The organism is Ruegeria sp. BHSA162, from assembly GCF_059613385.1.
This window is the reverse complement of record NZ_JBXWSK010000012.1, coordinates 1-15,925: the sequence shown is the minus strand read 5'-3', so window position 1 is coordinate 15,925 and position 15,925 is coordinate 1. Positions and strand designations below refer to the sequence as shown.

Sequence of the window (15,925 nt, the reverse complement as noted above, 5' to 3'; positions counted from 1 at the left end):
TTACGTCATCAGGTAATTTTATTCGAATATCCAATTCCGTGATAAGCTGCCGTCGTTTCCGGAACCAACCGAATGGAAATGCCACACCTGGGAGGGATTTCATGACCAAGTCTTTCGCAATCGTTTCACAACGTCCCTTGTGGACATTGGCCTGTCTGGCCGCGCTGACCGCCACATCCGTGTCCGCGCAGGAATTCCAGACCGAGCAGGACAGCACGGACGTCGTATTGGCGCCTGATGATTTCTCTCCCTATGCGGGGCGGAATTTTCCCCAACGGCCGCTGTGGGGAGACTCGCATCTGCATACTTCGGTTTCGGTTGACGCCGGCACGATGACCCGGCTGACCCAGGAACAGGCGTTTCGCTTTGCCCGCGGCGAAGAGGTCACGACAACCCACGGCCTTCGGGCCAAGCTGTCCCGTCCGCTCGATTGGCTGGTCGTCTCGGACCATGCCGAGATGTATGGGCTGATGCCGCAACTGCTGGCCGGAGACGCCGAGGTTCTGGCGACACCCCAGGGCAAGGCCTGGTACGAGGCGCTGACGGCGGGTGACAACCAGCTTGCGTTTGACACGGCAATGGAGATCGTCGCCTCGTTGTCGGATGACGTCCCGCCCATCGACAACCCGAAGGCCATCAAGCATGCGTGGGAGGCGTACACGGCCCTTGCCGACAGCTTCAACGAGCCGGGGGTCTTTTCAGCCATCATCGGCTATGAATACACCACCGAGGGCGCCAACAACCTGCACCGGAACGTGCTGTTCCGCGATGGGCGCGACCGGGCCAACCAGACCCGCCCGTTCTCGCAATATGACAGCAAGAACCCCGAGGACCTGTGGGCCTTTCTGGCCGAATACGAGGAACGGACAGGCGGCGAGGTCCTGGCCATCGCGCATAACGGCAACCTGTCGAACGGGCGGATGTTCTCTCTGAACGCCTATGATGGATCCGCACTCACCCAGGAGATCGCAAGCCTGCGCGCCCGGTTCGAGCCGCTGTACGAACCGACGCAGATCAAGGGCGACGGTGAGGCGCATCCGTTCCTCAGCCCCGATGACGAGTTCGCAGATTTCGACACATGGGACGCGGCCAATCTGAACGGAACCGAGTTGAAGCAACCAGAGATGCTGGCCGGTGAGTATGCACGCGAGGCGTTGAAGCGCGGGCTCAAGATCGAACAGGAGCTGGGTGTGAACCCGTTCAAGTTCGGGATGGTCGGCGCGACGGATTCGCATACCGGTATGGCAACGGCCCAGGAAGACAACTTTTTCGGCAAACATTCCGGGGTCGAGCCCGGCCCGAACCGTTGGGAACACCTGGTAATCGAAGCACCCGATCCAGAGCTGTCGATCTATGGCTGGAAACAGGCCGCTGGTGGACTGGGTGCGGTCTGGGCGACGGAAAACACCCGCGAGGCGATCTTTGACGCGATGCAGCGCAGGGAGACCTACGCGACCACGGGGTCGCGTATGGGGGTTCGGTTTTTCGGCGGCTATGACTTCACCGATGAGGATGCCGCAAGCCGTGTTCCTGCGGATGCCGGCTATAAAAAAGGCGTACCGATGGGGGGCAACCTGCAGGCGTCTCCCGATGGGCGGGCTCCGAACTTCCTTGCTTTTGCATTGAAGGACCCGATTTCCGGCAACCTGGATCGCATTCAGATCGTCAAGGGCTGGGTCGATGCCGACGGGGCCTTGCAGGAGAAAGTCTACAACGTCGTCTGGGCGGGCGATCGCCAGCTGGACGAGAACGGCAAACTGCCCGAAGTCGGCAACACCGTCGATGTCGAAAACGCCACTTGGACCAACACGATCGGGGCAAGTGAGTTGATCACCACGTGGCAGGATCCGGATTTCGACCCCAACCTGTCTGCGTTCTACTACGCCCGTGTGATCGAGATCCCGACCCCCCGCTGGACCGCCTACGAGGCCAAACGGTTCGGGATCGAGATGCCGGACTATGTTCCGATGATCACGACCGAACGGGCCTATACGTCGCCAATCTGGTACACCCCGGGATAAACGGTCGTTCCGTTGAGCGAATCCCCGCCTCGCGCAGGCGGGGCGGTCTTGTTCATTCGGCTGGGTTGGGGTTGCCGGCCACCGGCCTACGGTTGTCCGCGTCTGTCGCTCCGAAACCGTGACGCAGCAGGATGAACACGAACAGGACCATGGTCAGTACAGCCAGAAGCGATCCGATCTGGGCAAGGGTTTCGCCCCTTTCGGTGATTGCCAGCACGATTCCGGGAACGAGCACCAGCACCGTTGCCACGGACAGCCCATAGTGCAGCTTCGCCAGACCGCTGCGCGCCGCCTCGGGGGTCAGAGCGTAGTAGAATCCGAACACTGCCAGCGCAACGAACCCGATCAGGTTCAGGTGGCCATGTGCCGGGGACAGCGTGTGATCATGGCTGGCGGACATCTGGATTCCCCACAACATGCCCAAAACGGCAAATATTGCTGCGGTGGTCAGAAAAAAGATGGGCAATCTGGTCATAACGGTCTCCTTTGAATATTCGATGAGCCGCACGGGGCGTGGAAAACTGGGTTTGCCGGAAAAGGTGTGTTCTGACGCGGGCATCCGAACCATGCTGCCCAACCCGGCCCGAACCGTCTGGCAGTGCGGCGTCGAGCACCGAAGGCCAGAAAAACATCGGCCTAGTCAGCGGTTCCAGAGCTGGTGGGATCGCGCGGTGTCGAACCCCGGTTCCTGCGACAGGTCAGGCTCTGTTTGGTCAATCATGGCTCGTTTCCCCTCGGCTGAGATTGAAACGAAGGCGCCTTCAATGGGCGGAAAAATACCAGCAGCTGTGAAATATGAAAAATTGATTATGTGAATAATAGATATTCACCTGGCGAATTTACTTTTGCTTGGGCAGAACCTGCGGTGATGCCTGGCGCGTCTTCCTTCTCGCATTGCCAAAAAATGAAAACCCCGCAGCCCATGCCGCGGGGTTTTAAGATTTCAGTCTGGTCCGGCTATCAGCCCTTCTTCAGGACCTCGCGGCCCAGCAGCTCGGCGATCTGAACCGCGTTCAGGGCCGCGCCTTTGCGCAGGTTGTCCGAGACACACCACAGGTTCAGGCCGTTTTCCACGGTCGAGTCCTGACGGATACGGCTGATGAAGGTGGCGAAATCGCCTACGCATTCAACCGGCGTGACATAGCCACCGGCCTCGCGCTTGTCGATCACCATCACGCCCGGAGCTTCGCGCAGGATGTCACGGGCCTCGTCCTCGTCCAGGAATTCCTCGAACTCGATGTTCACCGATTCCGAATGTCCGACAAAAACCGGCACCCGCACACAGGTCGCGGTGACCTTGATCGACGGGTCGACGATCTTCTTGGTCTCGACGACCATCTTCCACTCTTCTTTGGTCGAGCCGTCTTCCATGAAGACGTCGATATGCGGAATGACGTTGAAGGCGATCTGCTTCTGGAATTTCTTCGGGGCGACCTCGTTGATCGGGTTGTAGACGGCCTTGGTCTGATCCCACAGCTCGTCCATGCCTTCCTTGCCGGCGCCCGACACCGACTGATAGGTCGAGACCACGACGCGCTTGATCTTGGCGCGGTCATGCAGCGGCTTCAGCGCCACTACCATCTGCGCGGTCGAGCAGTTGGGGTTGGCGATGATGTTTTTGTTCTTGTAGTCGTGGATCGCCTGCGGGTTGCACTCGGGCACGATCAGCGGGATCTCGGGGTCGTAGCGATAGAGCGACGAGTTGTCGATCACCACGCAGCCGGCCGCTGCCGCTTTGGGGGCGTAATCCTTGGTCGCGGCGGACCCCACGGCGAACAGCGCCATGTCCCAGCCGGTGAAATCGAAAGTGTCCAGATCCTGGGTCTTGAGTGTCTTGTCGCCAAAGCTGACTTCGGTGCCCAGCGAACGACGGCTTGCCAGAACGGCAATTTCGTCCACGGGGAACTGGCGTTCAGCCAGGATGTTCAGCATTTCGCGGCCCACGTTACCCGTGGCGCCGACGACAACGACGCGATAGCCCATGTCTAGTCTCCTGAATTAAGGACGCGCGTTCATAGCCGCGTTGCAGAAAATAAAAAAGGGCCTTCGCGGCGGAATTGACCGAATGACGCAGTTTTGCGGCGACTCAGGCCTTCAGCAGCTGCTGATAGAGCGCAACAAGGGCCTGCGCCTCGCCGTTGATGTCGAAATTCCGTTCCACATGGGCGCGGGCGGCCCGGCCTGCGCGGGCCAGGGAATCACGGTCCGCCAGCATCTCGGCCGCGGCCGCGGCCAGCGCCGGAATGTCGCCCGGAGGCACCACCCGACCCAGCGTCGGGTCGGTCACGATCTCGGAGAATGCGCCCACATCGGTGGCCACCACCGGCACACCGCAGGCCATCGCTTCGAGGGGGGTCAGTCCGAACCCCTCCCAGCGTTGGGGGGCGATGAACAGATCCAGCACCTGGTACCATTGTGCAATCTTGTCCACGGTGACCTCGGGCTTGAACAGGATGCGGTCGGACAGGCCGGCTTGGGCCACCTTGTCCTTCAGTTCGGTCAGGAAAGCGCTGTGTTTCTCGGTCGCGCGGCCCATGACGATGCCATGTACGTCGGGGACCTGCCCGCACAGGTCGATCATCGCATCGACGAAGGCGTCGGTGCCTTTCTGGTGGCGGATGCGGCCATAGCAGCCCAGCAGCAGCCCGTCGGGCAGGCCCATTTGCGTCCGCAGCCCCGCCTTGTCGGCGGGTGGCGTGAAATCCTGCAGGTTGATGCCGTGCATGATCACCTGCGCGTCGCGCTCGAGGTATCCGGCCGTCTTGCGCGAGGTCGCCACCACCGCGTCCATCTTGCCGATCAGCCACTTGGTATAGCCCGTGTGCGCCCGCTGCGAGGCGCTGGTGAACAGCAGTTTCAGCCGCAGCCGCAGCAGGTCGCGCAGGATCAGGCCCAGCAGCATCTCGGTGTTGCGGCGGGCGTGCCAGACCCGCAGCGTCTTGCGCGACAGAAAGGGCAGGCGGCCCAGCGGGATGTGCGGGATGTCCGAAGGCAGACCCGGACCGGTGGCTGCGATGTCGATCCACTGTGCCTGCAACGGCACCAGCCGCGCGATCGTGGCGGTCACGCCGGACAGGCGGCGTTTGAGGTTTGGGGCAATAACAACGGGGTCGTTCACGGCGCGCGCTCCTGCGGGTCTCACTCCATGCTGTCACGGCTGAACAGGTAGATCACGCAGCCGATCGTCAGCGTGACGGCAAAGAAGGCGAATATCGCTGTGTAGGGTGCGGTTGGCCCCATGTCCACCGTCGCCGCATGGATGCGGCCGGTGGCGAATTGCGCCAGCCCCACGCCGCCGATCCCAAACAGATTCAGCAGGGTCACGCCGCGCCCCACCAGATGCGCCGGGATGAAGGCGCGCCCATGCGCCATGATCACCGGGAAGGATGCCCCCAGAAACCCGATCAGCGCCATCAGTAGAACCGACAGCCAGAGGGCCTCGGCGACCCACAGCCCCAGCAGCCCCAGCGCCAGCACCGCCAGCGCGTTGCCGCCGAAGATCACCCATTTTCGGGTGTTCAGCAGCCGGTCCAGCGGCCCATAGGCAAAGGTGCCCGCGATCATCGCGGCGCCCATGACCAGCGTGGCCTGCCCGATCTGGGTGGCGCTCAGCCCGAAAACATCCAGCAGGTACGGGCCGGCCCACAGCCCCCGCAGCGCGGCCGAGGGCGCATAGGCAACCAGCATCAAGGGCAAAATGGCCCACAAAGCAGGCTCACGCAGCAGGTCCAGAACCGACCCTTTCTGCTCGGACACCACCCGCGCGGGGTCTTTGACCGTGACCCAGATGCCCACTGCCACGGCGCCTGAGATCGCGGCCAGCCCCGCCAGAGTCGCGCGCCAGCCCATCAACTCGACCGCCAGCGCCGTGGGGTACGAGGCCACGAGGTTGCCGACCGACCCCACGCCCAGCATAACAGCGGCCAGGGTAGCGAACTTCGCGGGCGGGTATTCGCGGGCAAAGATGAAATACGAGGCCATCAGAACCGGCGAACATCCGACCCCGATCAACGCCATCGCCACCGCCACATGCAGGGGCGTCGCGGCCAGCGCGAACACCGCGGCCCCACCCGCGCCGCCGATCAGTAGCAGAACCGCCGCCGTCTGCCGGGGGCCAACCCGGTCCAGCGCCCAGCCCACCGGGATCTGCATCGCCGCAAAGACCAGAAACCACAGACCCGAGGCCCAGGCCAGATCTTCGGGCGTGGCGCCGATGTCTCGCGCCAGATCGGCAGTCAGAACCGCAAGGAACGCGCGGAAGAACTGGCTGAGGACATAGGCCAGACACAAGATCACCAAACCTGCCTGCATGTCGGTCTCCTTGCCGTCCGCCTTGGTGGGATGCTTGGCACGTCCCGATGCCATGCACAAGCGCGTGTGATATGTTGCAGTATCGGGAAACGCCCCCGCACTACGCTATCATTGCGGCAAGCAAACGGGAGGGACAATGAAGACCGCCGATATCGGATTCTACGACCGCGTACCCATTACACGCGACTTTCTTGCCCTGTCGGATCCGGAACAATTCACCCCGGTCCCGGATGACTGGATCGTGGGCGTCGCGGATATCGTGGACTCGACCGGCGAAATCGCGCGTGGTCGCTACAAGACGGTGAACATGGTGGGCGCGGCGGTGATCTCAGGCATGATCAACGCGCTGAGCGGGCGGGTTTTTCCCTATGTTTTTGGTGGCGACGGCGCCGGATTTGCCATCCCGAAGGAGGAGGCCGACGTGGCGCGCGACACCTTGGCTGCGCTGCGCAGCTGGGCGAAAACCGAGTTCGGCATCGCGCTGCGTGCGGTTTTAGTTCCTGTGTCCGACCTGCGCGCGGAGGGGCTCGACTTGCGGGTGGCGCGCTATGCGCCGTCCTCGGGAGTGGATTACGCCATGTTCACCGGTGGCGGACTGGCCTGGGCCGAGGCGCAGATGAAGGCTGGCCGGTACGAGGTTCCGCCCGCCGGGTCCGACGCAAAGCCTGACCTGACGGGACTGTCCTGCCGCTGGTCCAACAGCCCTGCGCGGCATGGGCAGATCGTTTCACTTGTCATCCAGCCCACTGCGCAGGCGACAGAACGCGACTTTGCTGATCTGGCGCAATCAGTTCTGTCCGCATCCGAGGCTCTGGAGCGCGCGGGTCATCCCGTGCCGGCCGGCGGCCCTCCGATCAAGTGGCCACCTCCGGGGCTTGCACTGGATGCCCATGTTTCGCGCGCTGGGCGCAATCTGGCCGTGCGCAAGGCCGCGCTGCTTGTGCAGAACCTGCTGATCTGGCTGCTGTTCAAATCGGGCAAGCGACTGGGCGACTTCGAGCCGGGCCACTACAAGAACATGGTCAGCCGAAATGCGGATTTCCGCAAATTTGATGACGGGTTGAAGATGACGCTGGATTGCGACGACGAGACCCTGTCGCGCATCGCCCGGACCCTTGAGGATGCGCGCGGACGCGGCAAAATCAGATATGGCATCCATTCCCAGCAAGAGGCGATGATGACCTGCTTCGTGCCCGCCGCCACGCGCGACGATCACGTACATTTCGTCGATGGTGCATCGGGCGGCTATGCGCAGGCCGCCGCCGCAATGCAGGGGTGAGCCGCCCTCAGGAACGCCATTTCGCGGCCAGCCCGCGGGCGGCCTGAGCCAGCAGCATGACGTCGATACCGACCGCCAGGAACTGCGCGCCCATGTCCCGATACGCTTGAACCGCTTCATAATTGGTGCCCAGAATACCGGGCGCCTTGCCTGCTGCCCGGATCCGCTTCAAAGCATCGGCGATGGTGGTGCGGACCTCTGGCACCGTGCTGTCGCCTTTGTAACCCATGTCGGTGGACAGATCGGCCGGGCCGATGAAAACGCCATCCACGCCCTCGACCTGAAGGATGTCGTCCAGCGCGGCCATGCCCGCAAGGTTTTCCACCTGAACCAGCAAACAGATTTCGGGGTCGGCCGTGGCCACGTAATCGGGGATGGTGCCGTACATTGTCGCCCGTGTTGCGGCGGCCCCGACACCCCGCACACCTTTGGGCGGGTACTGGCAGGCCCGAACCAGCTCGCGCGCCTGATCCGCGCTTTCGACCATCGGTACCAGAATGGTCTGGGCGCCGGCGTCCAGCACGGTCTTGATCATCCAGGTCTCGCCGATGGGCAGCCGCACCACCGGGTGCGAGGGGCTGTTGGCCAGCGCAATCAGCTGATCGCGGATCGAACGGATGTCATTCGGCGCATGTTCGCCATCGATCACCAGCCAGTCGAAACCGGCGGTTCCCATGATTTCAGCGGTGATGGCTTCGGCAAAGCTCATCCAGCAGCCGATCTGCATTTCGCCCTGTGTCAGAGCCTGTTTGAACGGGTTTTTGGGGGCGGGCATCAGCGGTCCTCCTGCGGGGGTGTGGGCAAGGTGCGGGCGATTTCGGTGATCACGTCAAAGGCCATCCGGACGTCCTCCTCGGTGGTTTCGAACTGGCCAGCCTGAAAGCGGATGACGATGTCGCCATCGACTCGGGTCTGGGTCAGATAGATGCGCCCGTCATCGTTGATGGCGTTCACCAGCCGCAGATTCAGGTGGTCCAGATCCGCGGCTCCGGGTGGCTCATATCGGAAGGTCCACAGGGACCACATGGGCAGGGTGGCGATCCGGAAATCCGGCTCGGCCGCCAGCCGATCATGCAGGTCGCGCGACCAGTTGACGTGGTTGCGCAGCCGCGCGCGCAAGCCTTCCAGCCCGTAGGCGCGGATCACGAACCACAGTTTCAGCGCCCGGAACCGACGGCCCAGCGGCACCGACCATTCCGAGTAGTTGACGATCCCGTCCTTGCCGTGGGTTTTGAGGAATTCGGGGCTGATCGCCAGCGTCTGTACCAGATCGTCGGGGTCTTTCAGGAAATGCGCGCAGCAGTCGAACTGAACCCCCAGCCATTTGTGCGGGTTGAAAACGATGCTGTCGGCCTGGTCGATCCCCGGCCAATAGAGGCGGTATTCGGGGCAGATCATCGCCGACCCGGCCCAGGCTGCATCCACATGCGTGTACAGCCCATATTTCTGCGCGACTTTCAGACACTCATCCACCGGATCGGTCGCGCCGGTCCCGGTACCGCCGACGCACAGGATCACCCCCGCGGGGTGAAGTCCGGCGTCCAGATCGGCCCGGATCGCGGCCTCGAGCGCGGCGGGGTCCATCCCGCGCCAGTCACCCTTGATCGGGACGCGCACCAGGTTGTCCTGCCCGATCCCGGCCACCCAGATGGCGCGGTCGATTGATGTGTGCACCTCGGACGAGCAATAGACGCGCAAGGGTGTCTGCCCAAACAGGCCCTGACGGTTGCCCTGCCAGTTCAGCGCCTTTTCCCGCATGGTCAGAACGGCGGCCAGCGTGGCCGACGAGGCTGAATCCTGGATCACCCCTGCAAAGCCTTCGGGCAGGTCCAGCGCCTGCCGCAGCCAGTCCATCATCCGGGCTTCCATCTCGGTCGCCGCGGGCGAGGTCTGCCACAGCATGCATTGCGGCGCGATCGCGCTGGCCAGAAACTCGGCCAGCACCGACGGCGCCGAGGCGTTCGAGTTGAAATAGGCGAAGAAGCGCGGGTGCTGCCAATGGGTGATGCCGGGCATCACGATCCGCTCGAAGTCTTGAAAAATCCCTTCTATCGGTTCGCCATGCTCCGGCGCCTTCGCGGGAAGCGCGTTCAGCACCTCGCCGGGCTCGGTCCGGGCGCGCACCGGGTGCTGGCCGACGGTTTGGTGATAATGCTGCGTCCACTCGGAAATGCGTTTGCCCCATTCCGAGAATTCATCCCATCTCATCTGCCTTGCCTTCCGCCTTCGCATCTTTCGCGGGCAAGTGATGGCGATGCAGGCGGGCAGGTCAATCAAATTCCGGACGACGATGGCGCTGTGAGGTGGGACCGTGGCGGCCGTTCGGGCCAAACTCAGGCTCTAATAAAGAAAATCGCACCGGCTGTGCGGATCGGAGAACCCCGCCGGAGAAACTAGGGGTCGACTCCGGCGGGGTGGCCAGACGGTGTCTGAAGTTATTTGCCTGGCCCGGGGCCGAAGAATCCCTGTGTTGAAGGGCTCCGGCCCTGAATCGGAGAATGTGAGGTGCCCAAATTGCACCCCGACAGCGCAGCCCAAGCACCCAGGGGGATGAGGCCAGAGCGGCGGTTCTCCGAAACCGTAATTTTTCCTTGGTATTCGTGACGGTGGCACGCTGATGAACAAAGCTTGATTGGCTGGGCGCGCCGACCGCCTGAAAGAAAACCTAGCGCACCTGACCGCGAAACCAAGTCGCAATAAAGTGACGCGGCCAGTGGGCCTGTTGCGCTGCCTTCGAATATCTGCCCGATATTTCCGTTCATGATGCGCGGCCTGTGCGGTTTATTAAACAGGGCGGTCCCAAGTTTCCCTAGAATAAAGACGGATAGTCTGCGCGGATGAAACTGGTTTGCGCCCAGGTCCGCGGCCTTGGCAACTTCGCGCCGAAACGTACAGGCGGGCCGGCAATAATCGGCGTGTTTGCCGGGTTGAACAGCGGAGTGTCTCCTTTAGTCTGCGCGGCAATATGAAGGAAAGGATGCAATATGGCCAAATCTCTGTTTTCCCTGCCGGATGTGGTGCAGATACCAGTAGTTGGAGAGGCCAACACCTATCCGGTGGGGCGCATCTTCTGCGTGGGACGGAACTATGCCGCCCATGCGGCCGAGATGGGAAACGAGGTTGACCGCGAGGCGCCGTTCTATTTCACCAAGTCCCCGCAGAATGCCATTCTGACCGGGCAAACCGTGCCTTACCCGCCGGGCACCGAGAATTATCATCACGAAATGGAACTGGCTCTGGCCATTGGTCGCCCGGTGTTTCAGGCGACGTCGCAGCAGGCTTGGGATGCCGTGTTCGGATATTGCTGCGCGCTGGACATGACCCGGCGCGACCTGCAGATCCGCGAGCGCAACAAGCAGCGCCCCTGGGATCTGGGCAAGGATGTGGAAAATGGCGCGGTGTTCGCGCCGCTGACCCGCGCCGCCGATTGGGCGCCGACCGATGACATCCGCATCCATCTGAGCGTGAACGGTGAGGTCCGGCAGGACGCCACCCTGTCCGAACTGATCTGGAAGATCGACGAGATCGTCATGCACCTGTCCCGGTTCTATCACCTGCGGCCCGGCGACCTGATCCTGACCGGAACGCCCGCCGGCGTCGGCCCGGTCGAGGCCGGAGACGTGCTGACCGGCGGCATCGACGGGTTGGAGCCCATCCGCCTGACCCTCGGGCCGGCGGAATAGACCCTAAAAAGGGATTGTCGGCCGCTCAAACAGGCGCGCGCAGCCAGTCTGCGTTAAAGGTGACCCGATCCAGCCCGGCAAAACGGCGCACCCGGTCCAACTCGGCCACGAGCCGCCGGGTACGGGCGTCCGACCATCTGACCCCACGCTCGGGCCACAGGGCGCGGACCCGCAAGATACCTTCGTCGCGATGGGCCTTCATGTCGATCCGTCCAATCAGACGGTCTTTGTCGAGCAGCGGAAAGACGTAGTAACCATAGGTGCGCTTGGCCTCGGGCACGAAGACCTCGATCCGATAGTGGAAGCCGAACAGGCGCTGGGCGCGGTTGCGGTCGCGCAGCATCGGGTCGAACGGGCTGAGCACACGGATCCGCCCCGGGGCGGGGGCAGGGTCGGCAGCCTGGTCCGCCAAGCCGGGCCACGCAAACACGCGGCGCATTCGACCATCAGCGCATTCCACTTCGATTTCCTGCAAATCCCCCCGTGTCAGAGCCTGTTTGCACCACTCTTTCGCCTCGGCAGCGGTGACCGTGTCCCAAAACGCGGCCAGTTCGCCCGAGGTGGCAAAGCCCAGCCGGTCGAGCGCCGCGTGGCACAGCCAGTCCACCGTCGCCTGGTGGTCACACTCCATCACGCCGGGGCACAGATGGGTATCGATCACGCGCTCGGTCAGGTCGTATTGCTTTTGAAACCCTCGGCGCCCCACCACCGTCAGCGCCCCCGAGCGCCACAGGTATTCCAACGCCGTTTTCGAGGGGTGCCAATCCCACCAGCCGCCCGAGCCCTTTTTCTCATCCTGTCCCAGATCGGCCGAGCACACCGGGCCGTGGTCGCGGATGTGTCGCAGCACGGTTTCGAACTGCTGCTCGAACCCGTCGCGCCGCCAGTTGCGCCAGCGGGCCCGCAGCATCTCGGCGTCGCGCTGGAAGCGCAGGTGCCAATGCGGGTAGAACGCCATCGGGATCACGGCGGCGTCGTGGGTCCAGTGTTCGAACAGGCTGCGGTCGCGCTCGTACAGGCGCTTGAGGTCGTTCGGCCGATAGGATGGGCGGCGCGAGAACAGGATCATGTCATGGGCGCGCGCCACGGTGTTGATGCTGTCGAGCTGCACGAAACCCAGCCGGTGGATCAGATGCAGCAGATCGGGCCCTTTGGCCGGACCTGCGGGCTGTTCCGCCAGCGCGTGACGGTCCATGAACAACGCGCGGGCGGTTCGATTGTCGAGTTGTTGCAGCTTGCCCCGTTCAGCGCCGCTTGAGCGTGTCGCCATAGCTGATCTTGGGGGTCAAGGTTATGCGTGTTTCGATCTCGGTATTCGGGTCGGCCAGTTGGGCGGCGATGACTTCCGCGGCCTTGCGACCGATTTCAAGCCGGCAGGCGTCCATGGTGGCCAGCTTGCGCGGCAGACCCTGCAGCAGTTCGACGTTGTTGAATCCCGCAAGGCCGATCTGTCCGGGCACGTCGATACCCTGCTCAAGCAGGTACAGCAGCCCGCCCGCGCCGATCATGTCGTTGGAATAATACAGGAAATCCAACTCTGGGGAGCGTTCTAGCATGGCTTTGGTCATCTCGCGCCCCTTGGCCAGGGCCGAACCGCCGGAATAGAACTCTCGGTCCTCGATCTCGATCCCGTGCTTGCCTAAAACTTCGGTGAAGCCCTCGAACCGTTTGCGCGCGCGGTGGTCCAGCGGCATCTTGGTGCCCATGAAGCCGATATGCTGATACCCGGCCTTCAGGATTGCTTGCGCCATCTCGCGCCCGGCCCGGCGGTGCGAAATGCCCACCATCGCGTCCACAGGCTTGCCGTCCGTATCCATTATCTCGACCACCGGAATGCCCGCCGAATCCAGCATGGCCCGCGCGGCCTCGGTGTGTTCCAGCCCGGCGATGATAACGCCCGACGGACGCCACGAGAGCATCTCGTACAGGACCTTTTCCTCTTTTTCCGGCAGATAGTCGGTGACGCCGACCACGGGCTGCAGCTCGGTATCCTCAAGCACCTGGTTGATGCCGGTCAGCACCTCGGGGAAGACCATGTTCGACAGCGACGGGATGATCACAGCCACCAGGTTCACCCGACTCGAAGCCAGTGCCCCAGCGATCTTGTTGGGCACGTATCCCAGCTCTTTCGCGGCGGCCAGAACCCGGGTGCGGGTCGCGTCCGACACATCGCCCCGATTGCGCAGCACCCGGCTGACCGTCATTTCCGACACACCGGACGCTTCTGAGACATCACGGAGGGTAAGCGGGCGTTTCGTTTCTGTTGTCACCGGGGATACCTGCATTGTTGTTTCCCCGATGCTAGCGCGAACAGGGCAATCTGTTCAACTGTTGTGCAAAGGTCATGACAAGCCGAAAAAACCCGGCTACAGAAGGCGCCGCGCGGCCCCGTGGCTCAACTGGATAGAGCAGCCCCCTCCTAAGGGGCAGGTTGCAGGTTCGAATCCTGCCGGGGCCGCCAGAAATCGTGCAAAGCATAAATAATATCAATGCTTTAATGGGTTCTTGTGCTTCGGCTGGTGACACATTAGGTGACACATGTCGAAGAATTGGTACAGATACGGCCCAATAACGATGAAGATCAAACACGTAGAGTGGCGTGGCGGTAGAGCGAACTACCGACGCAGAATTCCAGAAGAGTTGCAGCACCATTACAACGGCAGCCGCTACTATTTTGTTTCGTTGGGTACCAAGGACCCGGCTGAGGCGGCAAAAAAATCTCAACAGGTTACAGCCCAATTAGACCGCGAGTGGAGGCTATTGCGTTCCAATGAAGGAGGCGATCTCGCACTTCTTGAGCAAGGCAGAGCCATCCTTAGAAAATACGGTTTAGAGCCGGGGCAAGGCGCTGTTTATGAGGCAAATGGCCTAGAGCCAGACGCTTTTGTGAATACACTTATTCACGAATCTCGCGACGAGGACGGCCATGCTCCTGGAGTCGTCAAGGAAAGACTGCCCGCCGACCTAAGAACGGCTGCTGAACTGTTTTATGCTGCCCCCGAAAAAGTCGATAACTTGATTGCTCCATACTTCTCGGAGGTCAAAGACAAGCATCTGTACTTTCACCCCAAACGTGCTGAGGACAGCCAATTTGACCGTTCGGTAGAAAGGTTTGTGCAGATTAACGGCGACTTGCCGATCAACCGCTACCATAGGCAGCACGGAAATGATTTTGTTCGGGAGCTGCTCAAGACCGTTAAACCAGCGACGGTGAAGCGATATCTCAATCAAATCAGACCAATCTTCAATACTGCGATCCGAGAGCTGAATGTCCGAATGGACAACCCACTCTCGGGCTTGATTATTCCTTCGCAAGCTACTGAATGGGAGCCAAGCAGACTGCCTTTTTCATTAGAGCAGGTTTGGGCGATTCAGCAGCGTTGTATTGAAGTAGACGACGAGCGTCGGTGGGTGATTGCGGCGCTCAGTGACACAGGAGCGCGAATGTCCGAAGTCGTTGGGCTGTTGCGCAACGATGTTTGTCTTGAAGCACCGATCCCCCACATCAAGATATCCCCAAATCAGATCAGAAGCCTAAAAACGAAAGCCTCTTTGCGTACGATTCCACTTGTTGGTGTGTCACTGTGGGCGGTCCGAAGGGCGGTAAATGCCGCCGAAAGCGATTGCCTGTTTCCAGGGCTAATCAAGAATGGAGATTTTAACAAGAATTCGGTATCGGCCACTTTGAATAAATGGCTGAAAGAACAAGGCTTAAGAGAGCACAAACAGTCCCTTCACAGCCTCAGGCATTCCCTTCGTGACCGCCTTAGAAACACCAATTGCCCACCCGACGTAATTGACCGAATTGGAGGTTGGAAGCGCGATGGTGTGGGCGAAGGCTACGGACTGGGGCATGATCTGTCTGTTCTCAACGGGTACCTGGGGCAGATGCTGAAAGCAGAAGCTGTGTGCGGGGAAAAAGTGCCACCTCTGGTCCGAAGTCTAGCCCAGTGATCCCATGTGAGGACTGAATCCAATAAGAGCAGGCAACCGAAGCCAAAGGAACTATGCCTAGGTCGCCTGCTCAGTCTTTTCGGTGTCTTAGAGTAAATGGCAGTCAGTGCTGAAGGCGGAAAGAAGAGGTTGCATTGACTCCAAGCAGCGCAAGTTCGTTATCCCCTTCCCTGCAGAACACCATAGCGGCCCTGACCACCCCTATTGGCAAGACTTTTTGCTATTACACTAGGCTATGACCAAATTCCAACAGTGCCCGCATCAGAGCATTTTAAGCGTCACGGATAGTGTCATCTTGCAGGGCAAATACCCAATCATCACTCACAATTTGCGCTAGTGTTTGAGGCCAGGAGTAGTCTGAAGAAGGCGTCAATTTTACCGAAGGTGTCAGCAGTAGACTTCAAAGCCCCAAAAAAGAATGGTGACACAAAGAGTGACGCCCACACTTTTCCCGTTGACCTAAGTTGCTGTAAATAAATAATACTGCCCGTACTATGCGCGGTAAACAATCCTGCCGGGGTCGCCAGCAACTCAGCGCGAGTCGGGTTTCGGGTTCGGTTTCACCGCTCAACCGCGATGGCGCGCTTACTTCGTACATGCAGTCCTGGCGATCCTGTTTGCCGTGCATACACTTCTTTTGGTGCAGTCGCCCTGAGAGTTTCTGCCTCTCTCAAATC

General features: G+C 61.2%; 13 protein-coding genes and 1 tRNA gene. 6 read left to right on the top strand and 8 right to left on the bottom strand.

Annotated elements, in window-relative coordinates:
• Positions 1-101 precede the first annotated feature (101 nt).
• Positions 102-2,021, top strand: a complete 1,920-nt coding sequence (locus AC2FM5_RS06000) for a DUF3604 domain-containing protein (protein ID WP_496734440.1) — start codon at positions 102-104, stop codon at positions 2,019-2,021.
• A gap of 52 nt (positions 2,022-2,073) precedes the next feature.
• On the opposite strand, the gene AC2FM5_RS05995 is transcribed toward AC2FM5_RS06000, so the two are convergent.
• Positions 2,074-2,439, bottom strand: a complete 366-nt coding sequence (locus tag AC2FM5_RS05995; RefSeq protein ID WP_170434085.1) for a hypothetical protein — start codon at positions 2,437-2,439, stop codon at positions 2,074-2,076.
• Here AC2FM5_RS05995 and AC2FM5_RS05990 point away from each other — a divergent pair.
• Entirely contained in the window at positions 2,438-2,836 is a 399-nt protein-coding gene (locus tag AC2FM5_RS05990; protein WP_496734438.1) for a hypothetical protein, read from the top strand. The two genes, AC2FM5_RS05995 and AC2FM5_RS05990, sit on opposite strands and share 2 nt — an antisense overlap.
• A 145-nt stretch (positions 2,837-2,981) precedes the next feature.
• Here the strand turns inward: AC2FM5_RS05990 and AC2FM5_RS05985 are convergent, their stop codons facing one another.
• The 3 genes from AC2FM5_RS05985 to AC2FM5_RS05975 form a co-directional block, all read right to left on the bottom strand.
• On the bottom strand, positions 2,982-4,004 hold the full coding sequence (locus AC2FM5_RS05985; RefSeq protein WP_170340798.1) for an aspartate-semialdehyde dehydrogenase: 1,023 nt from the start codon (positions 4,002-4,004) through the stop codon (positions 2,982-2,984).
• Between the two features lie 103 nt (positions 4,005-4,107).
• Positions 4,108-5,139, bottom strand: a complete 1,032-nt coding sequence (locus tag AC2FM5_RS05980) for a glycosyltransferase family 4 protein (protein ID WP_170340800.1) — start codon at positions 5,137-5,139, stop codon at positions 4,108-4,110.
• A 20-nt stretch (positions 5,140-5,159) separates the two neighbouring features.
• Positions 5,160-6,332 carry an MFS transporter gene (locus AC2FM5_RS05975; protein ID WP_496734489.1) on the bottom strand — a complete coding sequence of 391 codons (1,173 nt, stop codon included), beginning with the start codon at positions 6,330-6,332 and terminating at the stop codon, positions 5,160-5,162.
• 136 nt (positions 6,333-6,468) lie between these two features.
• On the opposite strand from AC2FM5_RS05975, the gene AC2FM5_RS05970 reads away from it, so the two are divergent.
• Positions 6,469-7,611: a DUF3095 domain-containing protein gene (locus AC2FM5_RS05970; RefSeq protein WP_496734433.1), complete on the top strand. Its 1,143-nt coding sequence runs from the start codon at positions 6,469-6,471 to the stop codon at positions 7,609-7,611.
• 7 nt (positions 7,612-7,618) lie between these two features.
• On the opposite strand, the gene AC2FM5_RS05965 is transcribed toward AC2FM5_RS05970, so the two are convergent.
• Together AC2FM5_RS05965 and AC2FM5_RS05960 are read right to left on the bottom strand one after the other, a co-directional pair.
• A complete protein-coding gene (locus tag AC2FM5_RS05965; protein WP_496734430.1) occupies positions 7,619-8,386 on the bottom strand; it encodes an HpcH/HpaI aldolase family protein in 768 nt (255 codons plus the stop codon).
• On the bottom strand, positions 8,386-9,819 hold the full coding sequence (locus AC2FM5_RS05960) for a pyridoxal phosphate-dependent decarboxylase family protein (RefSeq protein ID WP_496734424.1): 1,434 nt from the start codon (positions 9,817-9,819) through the stop codon (positions 8,386-8,388). Before AC2FM5_RS05960 ends, AC2FM5_RS05965 begins: the two co-directional genes overlap by 1 nt.
• A 776-nt stretch (positions 9,820-10,595) precedes the next feature.
• Here AC2FM5_RS05960 and AC2FM5_RS05955 point away from each other — a divergent pair.
• Positions 10,596-11,294 (top strand): fumarylacetoacetate hydrolase family protein, encoded by a 699-nt coding sequence (locus tag AC2FM5_RS05955; RefSeq protein WP_170405702.1) that lies wholly within the window; start codon positions 10,596-10,598, stop codon positions 11,292-11,294.
• 25 nt (positions 11,295-11,319) lie between these two features.
• Here AC2FM5_RS05955 and AC2FM5_RS05950 read toward each other — a convergent pair whose 3' ends face one another.
• Together AC2FM5_RS05950 and AC2FM5_RS05945 are read right to left on the bottom strand one after the other, a co-directional pair.
• Complete coding sequence (locus AC2FM5_RS05950; RefSeq protein ID WP_496734421.1) at positions 11,320-12,564, bottom strand: winged helix-turn-helix domain-containing protein; 1,245 nt, start codon at positions 12,562-12,564, stop codon at positions 11,320-11,322.
• Positions 12,539-13,564 (bottom strand): LacI family DNA-binding transcriptional regulator, encoded by a 1,026-nt coding sequence (locus AC2FM5_RS05945; RefSeq protein WP_315901680.1) that lies wholly within the window; start codon positions 13,562-13,564, stop codon positions 12,539-12,541. Before AC2FM5_RS05945 ends, AC2FM5_RS05950 begins: the two co-directional genes overlap by 26 nt.
• Positions 13,565-13,678: 114 nt before the next feature.
• On the opposite strand from AC2FM5_RS05945, the gene AC2FM5_RS05940 reads away from it, so the two are divergent.
• Positions 13,679-13,755: transfer RNA gene (locus AC2FM5_RS05940), tRNA-Arg, on the top strand.
• Positions 13,756-13,868: 113 nt separating this feature from the next.
• Positions 13,869-15,248: a tyrosine-type recombinase/integrase gene (locus AC2FM5_RS05935; protein WP_496734418.1), complete on the top strand. Its 1,380-nt coding sequence runs from the start codon at positions 13,869-13,871 to the stop codon at positions 15,246-15,248.
• Positions 15,249-15,925: the final 677 nt, after the last annotated feature.